Genomic DNA, 12559 nt, shown 5'->3' with positions numbered 1-12559 from the left:
CATACAAAATATAAGTTTATTCATTAAAAAGACAGATAATCCAAAATAATAGAAGTTAATAACCCTAATGAGGCAATAAAACCAATAACAGGACCACCTTCTTCAAAAGCTTCCGGCAACATCGTCGAAGCAACCATTGCCACAATTCCACCACCGGCGAATGAGGCAATAAAACCCATCATGTTTGGGGTAGCATTTTGAAGAAATAGATAACCAATCCAAGAACTAAGAGCCGATATAAAGAAGACAGAAAGCCATAATGAAAAAATTTTCTTTTGCTTATATTGGCTTTTTAGTAGTCCGCTTGTCCCGGAGATTCCTTCGGGTATATTGCTGATAAAAATAGAAACAACAAGCAGCCAGCTAACGTGGTGCTGTTCAATCAAACTTGCGCCAATCATCAGTGACTCAGGTATAGCATCCATAATGGTACCAATAAAAATGGCCAGTCCCGAGCTAGCGGGGACAAGGTGGTCCGAACGTTTTCTTTTGTGAGCGCCTTTTTTAGCTAAGGAGATGTCAAGAAGAGTAAAAAGTGCTGCGCCTGTTAAAAAGCCTAAAGAAGAAGAAATGATTCCCGCTTCTTTTACCGAATCTTGAATGAGCTCGTAAGCAGCAGCTCCTAACAAAACGCCCGTGCCAAAAGCCATAATATAAGCAGTCAACTGTTTTTTTAAAGGTACAAAAATAGCTATAATAGCTCCAATTAATACAGCTGAGCCTGAGACACCACCCCACATAAGGGCATCTATCACATGAGATCCCTACTTTCTTACGTACTTACTTGTAGTGTAACCATCTCTATGATTATTATGAAACAAGATAAATGAACTAAAAAAATGGAAAAGAATCACTGATTTAGACCTTAAATAAAATAAGTCTTCTGTATAATTGACAAAATTTTCTGAATATGTCCGTTGAAAGTGAAAAAACCTTGTGATAGTCTGATCAAAAGATACAAAGATGGAAAAAAATTCTTTGATCTGTAGAAAATTTAAAAACTTAACGAGGTCACTTCTAAACGAAAGAAGGAATACGAGATGAATTCAAAAGCAGTAAAAAGAGAAAATCGCTATGCTAACTTGATTCCTATGCAAGAAATCAAATCAGTTGAACAGCAGCTTTACCCATTTGATATTTATAACAGCCTGCGTCAAGAGGCACCTATTCGGTACGATGAAAGCCGAAACTGCTGGGATGTATTTGATTATGAAACAGTAAAGTATATTTTAAAAAACCCGTCGCTTTTTTCATCCAAACGAGCAATGGAAGAGCGCCAAGAAAGTATTTTAATGATGGACCCTCCAAAACATACAAAGTTACGAAACTTAGTAAACAAAGCTTTTACGCCAAGAGCTATTCAGCACTTGGAGGGTCATATTGAAGAGATTGCCGATTATTTATTAGATCAAGTAAGCAACAAAAAAAAGTTTGATATAGTAGAAGACTTTGCTGGACCACTCCCAATTATTGTAATAGCAGAGCTGCTAGGAGTACCTATACAAGATCGAGCACTGTTTAAAAAGTACTCTGATGATTTAGTGAGCGGTGCCGAAAATAATTCAGACGAAGCTTTTGCAAAAATGATGCAAAATCGTAATAAAGGCGTGATTTTTTTACAAGGGTATTTTCAAGAAATTATCGCTGAGCGTCAGCAAAATAAACAAGAAGATCTCATTTCGCTGCTTTTAGAAGCAGAAATTGACGGCGAGCATTTAACAGAAGAGGAAGTGCTGGGGTTTTGTATTTTATTGCTAGTAGCAGGCAATGAAACAACCACAAACTTAATTACGAACGGAGTCCGGTATATGACAGAAGACGTAGACGTACAGAATGAAGTTCGTCAAGACATATCGCTAGTGCCGAACCTGGTGGAAGAAACGCTTCGCTATTATCCTCCTATTCAAGCGATTGGACGCATAGCTGCTGAAGATGTAGAACTTGGAGAGTGTAAGATTAAAAAAGGGCAGCAGGTAATTAGCTGGGCAGCAAGTGCAAATAGAGATTCGGCTAAGTTTGAACGGCCTGAAACTTTTGTCGTGCATCGTAAAACAAATCCTCACGTGAGCTTTGGATTCGGCATCCATTTTTGCTTAGGAGCACCGCTAGCAAGAATGGAAGGGAAAATTGCTTTTACTAAGTTACTAGAAAAAGGAGAATTTTCGAAAGTTCAAAATCAGTCTTTAAAGCCAATAGGCAGTCCTTTTGTTTTTGGTGTAAAAAAATATGAGATTACTTTTAATAAAGCTTAAAAAGCGAGCGCAAATTATGCGCTTGCTTTTTAGCGTTCAGTGTTCCATTTTTGGTCTTCTGAAGGGGACGTGTACGTGTCCATTGAAGAGATAAGCTGTTCAGGAGTATCAGAAATGTTGATGAGACGAATAGCAGAATCCGTAGAAAACCCTTCATCTACGGCATGCTGAACCATTTGCATAAGCGGGTTGTAGTAGCCGTTCACATTTAATAACCCTACTGGTTTTTTATGTATACCAATTTGAGCCCAGCAAAGAGCCTCAAACAACTCTTCAAATGTCCCGAAACCTCCAGGAAGCGCAATATAACCATCAGCTAACTCGTGCATAGTTGCCTTTCGCTCATGCATGCTCTCTACTTCGATGAGTTCTGTCAGCGCAGTATGAACAATTTCACCGCTAAACAAACCGCGGGGCATAATGCCGATGACTTCGCCTCCATGCTGAAGCATTTCATTTGCGACTTCTCCCATCAGGCCCATTCGTGAGCCTCCGTAAATCAGCCGGTAGTTTTTTTGGGCCATACAGCGTCCTAGCGAGACGGCGGCCTCTTTATATTCTGTTTTCATTCCAGCGCTTGATCCTGCAAACACACAAATTGATTTCAATTGATTCACTCCTTTGTTTCTTCTCTATATAAGTCTTTTCTGTTTGTGAAGAACAAATTCCTTCTTAATAATTTATGAATTTTCACAATGTCATCGCTTGATTATTCTAAAAACTTTGCTTATAATCAAAGCGAAACGTCTGTTTGAAAGCGTTATCTTTTGCTTTTTCTTTTAATGGTGAAGACAGTACGTATAGATCTACTTGTAAGATAAGTAGATAACATGAACTTATAGGGAATTTGACTGTTTTAAACGTTTCATTTAGTAAGCATACGTACTTGCAGGATTAGGACAAGGGGGATATGGGGATATGATGAACAATCTAATACGCACATTAATGGTACAAACACCGACCGTACCGGGAAACTTAGGAAGAGTAGCAACAGCTATTGGAAATGTTGGAGGAGATATTGGCGAGGTTGAAACCGTTAAAGTAGGACATAACTACACCATGAGAAGCATTACGGTTCAAGTAGAAAGTGAAGACCAGCTTGAGGAATTGCTTGAAGCGGTTCGTAGTTTAGAAGGCATTACTTTACATACAGTATCAGATGAAGTTCTTCATGCGCATGAAGGCGGTAAAATTCAAATGAAAAGCAAAATGAAAATTGAGTCGATCGCTGACTTAAGAAGAGTATATACACCAGGTGTAGCAAACGTTTGCCGTGCTATTCAAGAACAGCCTGATAAAGCTAAAATTTACACGAGCATTGGAAACACGGTTGCGATTGTAACAGATGGTACCGCTATACTAGGATTAGGAAATATTGGTCCTGTTGCAGGGATGCCCGTTATGGAAGGAAAAGCTGCGTTATTTGATCAACTTGCCAATGTGAACGCTATCCCTATTTTATTGAATGTAAATGAGCCGGAAGAAATCATTCAAACGGTTAAAAATATTTCACCGGGATTTGGCGGTATTTTACTAGAAGATATAGGGTCGCCTCACTGCTTTGAAATTGAAGAACGTTTAAAAGAAGAGCTCGATATTCCAGTTATGCATGATGATCAGCACGGAACAGCGGTGGTGACACTAGCAGCAGCTATTTCAGCTTGCCGCAGCACAGGTGTGAATTTGAAAGAAGCTAAAGTAGGGCAGATTGGCTTAGGAGCTGCCGGCATCGCTACTTGCAGAATGTTCATGGCTTACGGTGTCAAACAGGTGATAGGAGCTGATAAGTCTCCTGAAGCGAATGAGCGCTTAGTCAGCTACGGTGGAAAAGTAGCGGATTCATTAGAAGAGCTTATGGAGAACTGCGATATTGTTATTGCGACAACAGGTGTACCTGGCTTAATACAAAAAGAATGGATCCGAAAAGGCCAAATCATTCTAGCACTTTCTAATCCAAAGCCAGAAATTGAACCTGAAGATGCTCTTGAAGCAGGAGCTATTTACGCTACTGACGGAAGGTCAGTGAATAATGTACTTGGCTTCCCAGGTATTTTCAGAGGAGTGTTAAATGCGGGGGTGCGCGATATTACGCATACGATGCTGGTAGCTGCAGCTGAAGCCATTGCAAATTCAACGCGTCCAGGCGATTTAGTTCCTCATCCTCTTAATCTAGCTGTACATGAAGCAGTATCTGAAGCAGTTGAAAGAGCGGCTGTTGTACACGGAGAGAAAGACGGCGTTTATCGATAACAAACAAGGCTGCCTCGAAATAGGCAGCTTTGTTTGTTTTTTATCAAAAAATAATAAGAAAATAGCAAACTATGAAACTTTTTTCCTTTTTTAACGTAATATAGTAATAGAAATAGTAAAAAAGGTAGAGAAAGGAGTTTTTATGGAGTTTAAACATTTAAAGGGCAAATTGCCCCTCGAAGCTAAAAAAGCGATGCGCTGGCAATCCATTTTTACGCATAGCCTGTGGCTTCTTGCAACAGCGGGTTATTTTCTACTCGTTCATTTTTTTGATTGGTGGTCAATTATTGGATGGATATCAGCTGGATTATTAGTCGTGAGCTTTATCATATATACAATTATAGCTCCAAATGTATATATGAATGTATATTCATATGAAGTCACAGATACTCAAATTGATGTACAAAGAGGGCTATTCATCTGGTATCATACGAAAATTCCGCTTGTGAAAGTACAGCACGTTGAAACGTTGACAGGGCCGATTTTTAGAAAATTTGACTTGGCATCTGTTAAAATCATTACAGCAGCTGGAAGCGTCGAAATTCCTGCACTTGTACAAAGAGATGCTGAGGCACTGCGAGAGTATATTGCTAGACTAGCAGAGGTAGATGATGAAGATGAGTAAGCGGCTGCATCCTCTATATATTGCAATAGCATTTATTGAACATATAAAAAATAATATCCTGCCTTTTGTGTTTGTATTTATCGTCAATCGGCACCTATTGTTTACATATTGGTGGGCAACGCTATTAGCGGGAGGCGTAGTCGCTTTATTTGCTTTTTTTACTTGGAAGGAATTTCGTTATGAAGTAACGGAAACGGAAGTGCGTCTGTATAAAGGGATTTTAAAAAAAGAAAAACGATTTATTCAACGAAATCGCATTCAATCAATTCAGTTAGATCAGCCGTTTGTTTTTAGAATTCTTTGCTTAGCCCGGCTTCGTATTGACACGGCCAGCAGCGGTACGGATGCTGAAATTGATTTATCTGGTATTTCACTAAAAGAAGCGCACCATCTTAAAGATACGTTAAAGCTGTCAGGGAGTCAGCCGGAAATAAGGGAAAAAAGTCCTGAATGTACGATGAAAGTGTCGGTGAAACATCTTGCGTTAGCTGCTGCGTTTTCCGGGAATTTTGGCTACATATTTGCTGCTCTTGGTTTTCTCTATCAGTATATTGATACCTATATCAACCGCTGGGTGAAGACAGCTTACGAAGAAGTGATTCATCAATCGATGCTTGGTTTATTTGTATTAGTGGCTGTAATTGTGGTGATTGCTTATTTGCTGTCTATCGTTTTATATGTAATACGATTTGGCGGTTTTACAGTAGAACGCTACGATCATTATCTACATATTGAATACGGATTGTTAAATAAGAAATCCCTTACGATTCCTTTTCATAAAATACAGGCTGTTACGATAGAGGAAGGGTTGGTTCGGCGCTTATTTGGATGGTCTTCCGTTTCGTTAAACGTCGTAACCTCTGATTTAAAAGAAAAGGTCTATTTGCACCCGTTTATTCAGCAAAAAAAGATTGCAGCGTTAATGAACGTATATGTCCCGCACTATGAATATGTAAAGTGTCCAAGAAATACAGCGATTCAATATGCGTGGTATCCATTACTATTACCGGTCTTGTTATTTGCGGCAGCAGGGATTGGCATCAGTTTTTGGAAATCAATGTTTGTGTGGATTATTGCTGTGCTATGCCTTGTATACGTACTCATTCACTGGTTGGGCTATCGCCAAGGCGGCTTGATGATGAACGATGTATTTGTCAGTATTCGATCGCAGTTTTTAACACGAAAAACAACGATTATTAGAAGGAAGAAAATAGAAGAAATTGAGGTGTTTGCAGGCACCTTTTTATGGAAAAAAGGATACAGGAAAATAAAAATTGCAACTATGGGTACAAGCGGCAGCTATAAGTCCGGATATTTTCCATTTGAGATTTGGCATCCTATCTTTTTGCAAGCTACTTCGGCTAAAAAGGCATGAAGAACATCATTGTTCTCCATGCCTTTTGACGTTATCTATTCATTAAATTTTTCCCTTGCTCGTAATAGCTGTTCATCACCTCAACTGGCACCATACTGCCTCCAGTTGACCATACAAGATGAGTAGCTTTTGACATATCGTTTTCTAATCCTTGCGCTTGTATATAGGAAGGCCCGTTTTTCATTAGGTGAAGAGGCCCTTGTAAACCAGCCGCTGCTGAAGGTTCTATATACATATTTTCACGATTGGCTAGCTCATAAATAAATCGGAAAAGCTGATCATCTTCTACGGTATAAATTCCGCTAATAAGCGATTTTACCGTTTCGCCTACAAAGCTAGATGGCCTTCCTACAGCTAGTCCATCGGCAGCTGTTATGTTATCAAGTCCAATATCCGTAACGGAAATGCCATCATGCAGCTCGGTCATTAATCCAAGCAGCATGCAAGGGGAGTGAGTAGGTTCAGCAAAAAAGCAGTGAACGTGATCACCGTATATTGCTTTTAATCCAAACGTAATACCGCCAGGACCTCCGCCTACTCCGCAAGGTAAATAGACAAATAAAGGGTGTTCGGCGTCTACTTGAATCTGCTGCTCTGCTAGCTGCTTTTTTAAACGTAAAGCCGCAACGGAATAACCAAGAAATAAATCTCTAGACTGCTCATCGTCAATAAAATGACAGGCGGGGTCTGCTTCGGCTTGCTTTCGTCCTTCTTCCACGGCTTTTCCGTAGTCAGACTGATATTCAATAACGGTTACACCTTTAGAACGAAGCAGATCTTTTTTCCATTTTTTAGCGTCCGCTGACATATGCACGGTGACGTTAAAGCCGAGAGTAGCGCTCATAATACCAATGCTTAAACCTAAATTACCGGTAGATCCTACTGCAATAGAATAAGAAGAAAATAACTTTTTACATCGGTCTTCAGCTAGAAGAGCGTAGCTGTTTTCCTCGGTAAGCAGTCCTTCTTTGATAGCAAGACTTTCAGCAAATTTTAATACTTCATAAATGCCGCCTCTTGCTTTAATAGAACCTGATATGGGAAGATCGTGATCGCATTTCATCAATAATTTTCCTTGCAGCTTATTATTCATTTGTTGATTTAAATAGTCTTTCATGTATGCAATTTCTTGAAGAGGTGATTCAATGATTCCTTTTGATGCTTTCAGCTCAGAAAAAGCAATTTGAAGAAAAGAAGAAAAGCGAGAAAGTCGTTCTTTTGCATCTTTTATATCTTTGGTATGTAAAGAAAGAGAAGAAAGTGCTTCTTGAGCAGGTTTTATATAAGGATTTATCCAAAGTATTTCCTGTTTATTGATTAAAGGTGTTAATAAAGGATATTCATGCATCCATGTAGCAAGGGGTTTTTGGTGAAATAAATGTGTTGTCATAAAGGCTCCTTTCGCAATATGTTATTTCCTTTATATGTATAGTATCAAGAATAGAAGAAGTTGAAAACGAAAATATCAAAAAGCAGAAAGCGCATTTTAACCACCTCTTGTATACTAATAAAGATAATCTATACAACTGCATAGAAAAAAGGAGAGGAATTCATGACATTTTCAGGCGATGATAGCAGATGTCCTATCTGCGGAGAAAAAAATAACTGTGCTTCTGTACAAGATAGAGAAATAGAAAAATGTTGGTGTATGCAGAAAGTTTTTACCCCTGATTTGTTTAAACAAATTCCTTTAGAAAGCAGAGGAAAAGCGTGTGTATGCGTCAAATGCGTTGGGAGACAGAAGAAAGAAGGTGAGGATTAACTTGAAAAAAGGAATTATTTCATACGGTGAGGCATTTATTGATTATATTGCTAAAAACGAATTTAACACCAGCTTTGACCCTTTTTTAGGAGGCACAACGGTTAATGTAGCAGTCGGAGTTCAGAAGTTAGGAGCAAAAGCATATTATATCTGCAAGTTAGGCAGTGATGAAACAAGTGACTTTGTAAGAAAGAATCTTTTAATTGAAGGAGTGAATCAAAGCGGCTGTGTAATATCGGAGATTAAAAAAGTTTGTGAAGTGTATGTACATAAAAGTAAAGAAGGAGATCGTTACTTCCATTCCTACATAGATTCTACACCTCATGAGCAAGTGTATAAACATGAGCTGCAGGAAGCTTTATTTGAGCAGGCAGCGATTTTTTATTTTGGATCAGGTACGTTGTTTCATTCGATTTCCCAGGAAACTACAAAAGAAGCTGTGAAGCTCGCAAAAAAACATCGTATGCTTGTAGCGTTTGATCCAAATATTCGAATGAAAAGATGGGAAAGTGAAGCAGCATGTAGAAATATCGTGACACCGTTTTTGTACGAGACAGACATTTTGAAAATCTCTCAAGATGAGCTCCTATTTTTGATGAATTCAGCAGACCTGGCAGAAAGCCTAGAAAAACTGAGAGCGTATCATATTCCGTACGTATGGGTCACTCAGGGAGAAAATGGCGCAGTAGCCGTTACTGCAAATCAAACGCTTCATGTGAGTGCAAATGAAGTGCAGGTGATAGACACGACGGGAGCGGGTGATGCATTTATGGCAGGAATTTTATGGTGTGTTCACGAAAAAGGATTACCTGAAAGTGAGGAGTCACAGAAGCAGTACACAATGTTTGCTAACGCGTTAGGTGGAGCAGTTTCGGCAAGGTACGGAGGAATGATTTCGCTTAAAGCAAAAGATGTATCTAGTATAAAAGCAGGTAGCTGATAGCTACCTGCTTTTGAAAGTTTATTATTTGAAAAATGACAGTATAATCATAAGGGCAAAAATAATCGTAAGATGGTTCAATGAGAACACAAACATTAAAGTAGCCCATTTTGTATCTTCTAATTTTTTAAATCCAACAATCCCAAGAAGCATCCACACTAGTGTTAAACCGAACATTGTAAATGCGATAATTTTACTAAACGATAAAAATAAGAAAGATGCCGCTAGTAAAATAACTAGATATACAAGCGTTTGGACTTTGGAACGACGGATCCCTTTTACTACAGGAAGCATTGGTACACCTGCGGCTTTATATTCCTCAAGTCTTCTAATCGCAATAGCGTAGAAGTGAGGAGGCTGCCATAAAAACATAAATACAAACAATCCAACGGCTACCGGATGAAATAAGTCTGGTGAAATAGCGGCCCAGCCAATGATTGGAGGCATAGCTCCAGAAATACTTCCGACTTCGGTATTATAAATAGTTGTACGTTTTGTAAGCATAGTATAAGGCACTACATAAAAGAAAAATCCTAAAATACCCATAATGGCGGCCATGTTAGAAACTAAAAATAAAATGCCTACACCGATAACAAATAAAGCCAGTCCTAACCATAGAGCAAATTTAGGGTTGACCGCTCCTGTTACCGTCGGTCTGTCTTTCGTACGTTTCATGATCGCATCAATATCACGGTCATAGAAGTTATTAACTGCCCCAGCTCCTCCTACGACAAAGGATGTCCCAATTAAAGCCAAAATAATGATAGGAATTTGTGTCACAAAGCTTAAGTCATTAACAGCAATTGCGAGACAAAGCCCAGCAACCATTCCTAGTGAGTTCGATTTAATAATCCCAGTTTTTATAATAGCACTGATTACTTCCCGGGAAAAATACTGATTGATAGGAAGTGATTCCTTTGTGATAACTTCGGTATTTTTCACAGCAATTCTCCTTTTTGAGCTTATTCCTACATGAATAAACCTAATCTTTATTAATCAACTAAACTATTTTAACAAAAAAATATCGTAATTACATCAAGGTTGCTCGTAAAATTTGTTAACATTCCTTGAACTTTTTAAAAAAACAATGAATAATGTCGAATTACCAATTAAAAATAAGTACATCCTTTATTATAAGATAAAAATGGAATGCTTAAAAATAAAAATTTTGACTATCTGGTGAACTTTTAACGAGCAAGAAACTCGAACTTAATCGTACCATATTTATTGGTAATTGCAATCACATAGTATGTGATGAAAGAAAAGATGTGGTACATTAAAGAAAGAACTAATAAGTTTATTTACTATGTCTTATTCACAAGGAGGATATATGATGCCAGATAAATATGCTAGCTTCTCTGAACTTGCCTCTCATGAAGTATACAACCAAGACTACAAAATTCAATTTGAAATCAGACCTTCTAACATTATTATGCTCGCGATACACGGCGGAGGTATCGAAACTGGAACATCCGAACTTGCTGTTGGGCTAGCAGGAAACGAATACTCGTACTATATATTTGAAGGGTTAAAGAAATCAGGAAATGCCGATCTTCATATCACCTCCACTCATTTTGATGAACCTCATGCGCTAACTATTATATCGAAAGAAGACTATGCCGTATCTTTTCATGGATACAATGATAAAAGTGAAAAACACACTAAAATCGGCGGTGCTGACAAGGCATTAAGATCCAAAGTGTATGAAGCGCTTATTTCCAAAGGTTTTAGTACAGAAATTTTATCAGATCAAGACCCGTTTTCCGGTACAAGCCCTAGAAATATAACCAATAAAACAGCTAGACGGATGGGTGTGCAAATTGAGATAAGTAAAGCGCAAAGAGAAGCTTTTTTTGCCACTAACACGAGAAATGAACGTAAAAATTCGAAAACCCAGGAATTTTTTGAGTATATATCAGCTATTAGAAGTGCATTTCCTCTTAGATAAATCAGATACGTTTAGTATTTATTAAACAGGTTAGATTTATTACGGACATGTTTGTGGTATACATATAGTAACTACATATATTGGAGGAGATAATGATGAAAACATTTGACCAAGAAGATACCCTAGAACGTCTTAAAGCCTCTTATCGATATTTAAAAAGCGTAGATGTACGGGGAATCAGCACATTAGATGATCAAAAACGAGCGGAAGCTGTGCAGTTAATTGAAGAGATTGGTCTTAAAATATCAGAAATGCGTGTGAAAGTAGAGTGAGAAAAAAAGAGAAGGACATCTGTCCTTCTCTTTTTCAACAACTATAAACAGGAGATTGGCCATGAATGAGCAATATTATGACGCTTTATTAAATATAAAAACAACGGGAGAACAAAAGGGATTCAATGATTCATTTCATTACCATCGTTATGAACCCACGCCTTATAGTGCATTAGAAACACTTTTCACTCAGTATGAGCTAACAAGCAGTGATAGAATTGTCGACTTTGGGTGTGGAAAAGGAAGGCTAAATTTTTATGTGAACTACCTGTGCAATGCCACCGCTGTAGGGGTAGAAATGAACGAGCACTTTTATGAGCAGGCCATAGATAATCAGAGGCGCTATTTAAAAAAAGCCAAGGGTCGCAAACATCATATTCAATTTCAGTGTTGTTTAGCCCAAGAATATAAGATTCATCCGCTAGACAACTGCTTTTATTTTTTTAATCCTTTTTCAGTTCAAATTTTTATCCAAGTAGTGAACAATATTTTGCTTTCGTGGGAAAAGAATAAACGGGAGATTGATTTGATTTTATATTATAGTTCGGAGGATTATCTTCATCACCTCGAAAAACATCCTTCTTTCATTTTAAAAGAAGAGGTAATGCTGCCAGAGTTGGATCGTAAAAACCCATATGAACGGTTTTTGATTTATAAAGTAGCTTATTAAGACGAACTATTCACTGTTTGATAAAGCTGTATCGTGCCGGTTCTATTTAACAAATCAGCAGGAGGTGGAAAAAGACCTGCTGATTTTATTTATAACTTTTTAGAAATTAAAGCATAACACTTTATTATGTAAGCGCTTTCTGTTATAATGAAATTAGGTTGGATAGCATGCGTGGCTATCGGTGTACTCAGCGCAGGCGGGGCTAGTACAGAAAGGGAAGGCTACATACAAGTTAATAAACATTTAATGGATAGAAATAAGAACTCTCAAACACAAATTTATTAATTTGTATGCTAAATCGTAAATTAACAAAAACGGCAATTTATGATAAGGTTTTAGAGAAAAGAACCCAGCATATACTGTATAAGCAATTTTTTTACTCTAAAAAAGGGTAAAGAAATTGCTTATTTATTTTTAAATAAGTGTACAGCTGTTCAGATTTGTTTTGAGATATCTAGCGTTAGT

At 37.9% G+C, this 12559-nt stretch carries 13 protein-coding genes; 9 read left to right on the top strand and 4 right to left on the bottom strand.

Going from position 1 to position 12559, the window contains the following annotated elements:
- Positions 1 to 23 precede the first annotated feature (23 nt).
- A complete protein-coding gene (locus AC2YJL_RS13955) occupies positions 24 to 755 on the bottom strand; it encodes a ZIP family metal transporter (protein WP_195694278.1) in 732 nt (243 codons plus the stop codon).
- A gap of 285 nt (positions 756 to 1040) precedes the next feature.
- On the opposite strand from AC2YJL_RS13955, the gene AC2YJL_RS13950 reads away from it, so the two are divergent.
- The gene (locus tag AC2YJL_RS13950; protein ID WP_195694276.1) at positions 1041 to 2252 is read left to right on the top strand and encodes a cytochrome P450; all 1212 of its coding nucleotides are present in this window, start codon (positions 1041 to 1043) and stop codon (positions 2250 to 2252) included.
- 29 nt (positions 2253 to 2281) lie between these two features.
- Here AC2YJL_RS13950 and AC2YJL_RS13945 read toward each other — a convergent pair whose 3' ends face one another.
- Complete coding sequence (locus tag AC2YJL_RS13945; RefSeq protein WP_195694274.1) at positions 2282 to 2860, bottom strand: LOG family protein; 579 nt, start codon at positions 2858 to 2860, stop codon at positions 2282 to 2284.
- Between the two features lie 310 nt (positions 2861 to 3170).
- On the opposite strand from AC2YJL_RS13945, the gene AC2YJL_RS13940 reads away from it, so the two are divergent.
- The 3 genes from AC2YJL_RS13940 (at position 3171) to AC2YJL_RS13930 (ending at position 6502) form a co-directional block, all read left to right on the top strand.
- Positions 3171 to 4502: an NAD-dependent malic enzyme gene (locus AC2YJL_RS13940; protein ID WP_014460373.1), complete on the top strand. Its 1332-nt coding sequence runs from the start codon at positions 3171 to 3173 to the stop codon at positions 4500 to 4502.
- Between the two features lie 142 nt (positions 4503 to 4644).
- On the top strand, positions 4645 to 5127 hold the full coding sequence (locus AC2YJL_RS13935) for a PH domain-containing protein (RefSeq protein ID WP_251567987.1): 483 nt from the start codon (positions 4645 to 4647) through the stop codon (positions 5125 to 5127).
- Positions 5120 to 6502 (top strand): PH domain-containing protein, encoded by a 1383-nt coding sequence (locus AC2YJL_RS13930; protein WP_251567988.1) that lies wholly within the window; start codon positions 5120 to 5122, stop codon positions 6500 to 6502. Before AC2YJL_RS13935 ends, AC2YJL_RS13930 begins: the two co-directional genes overlap by 8 nt.
- 31 nt (positions 6503 to 6533) lie before the next feature.
- On the opposite strand, the gene dsdA is transcribed toward AC2YJL_RS13930, so the two are convergent.
- Positions 6534 to 7892 (bottom strand): D-serine ammonia-lyase, encoded by a 1359-nt coding sequence (gene dsdA / locus AC2YJL_RS13925; RefSeq protein ID WP_195694268.1) that lies wholly within the window; start codon positions 7890 to 7892, stop codon positions 6534 to 6536.
- Positions 7893 to 8054: 162 nt separating this feature from the next.
- Between dsdA and AC2YJL_RS13920 the strand changes: the two genes are divergently transcribed.
- The gene (locus AC2YJL_RS13920) at positions 8055 to 8264 is read left to right on the top strand and encodes a cysteine-rich CWC family protein (protein ID WP_153253880.1); all 210 of its coding nucleotides are present in this window, start codon (positions 8055 to 8057) and stop codon (positions 8262 to 8264) included.
- 1 nt (position 8265) lies between these two features.
- On the top strand, positions 8266 to 9204 hold the full coding sequence (locus AC2YJL_RS13915) for a carbohydrate kinase family protein (RefSeq protein WP_195694266.1): 939 nt from the start codon (positions 8266 to 8268) through the stop codon (positions 9202 to 9204).
- Positions 9205 to 9228: 24 nt separating this feature from the next.
- On the opposite strand, the gene cyoE is transcribed toward AC2YJL_RS13915, so the two are convergent.
- A complete protein-coding gene (cyoE, locus tag AC2YJL_RS13910; RefSeq protein ID WP_050689964.1) occupies positions 9229 to 10146 on the bottom strand; it encodes a heme o synthase in 918 nt (305 codons plus the stop codon).
- Positions 10147 to 10534: 388 nt separating this feature from the next.
- On the opposite strand from cyoE, the gene AC2YJL_RS13905 reads away from it, so the two are divergent.
- The 3 genes from AC2YJL_RS13905 (at position 10535) to AC2YJL_RS13895 (ending at position 12094) form a co-directional block, all read left to right on the top strand.
- Positions 10535 to 11152, top strand: a complete 618-nt coding sequence (locus AC2YJL_RS13905) for a poly-gamma-glutamate hydrolase family protein (protein WP_116515862.1) — start codon at positions 10535 to 10537, stop codon at positions 11150 to 11152.
- Between the two features lie 92 nt (positions 11153 to 11244).
- A complete protein-coding gene (locus AC2YJL_RS13900; protein WP_133177156.1) occupies positions 11245 to 11424 on the top strand; it encodes a hypothetical protein in 180 nt (59 codons plus the stop codon).
- Between the two features lie 61 nt (positions 11425 to 11485).
- A complete protein-coding gene (locus tag AC2YJL_RS13895; protein ID WP_195694264.1) occupies positions 11486 to 12094 on the top strand; it encodes a methyltransferase in 609 nt (202 codons plus the stop codon).
- Positions 12095 to 12559 lie beyond the last annotated feature (465 nt).

The organism is Priestia sp. SRI_019, from assembly GCF_057586255.1.
This window is presented reverse-complemented; position numbering and strand designations above follow the sequence as displayed.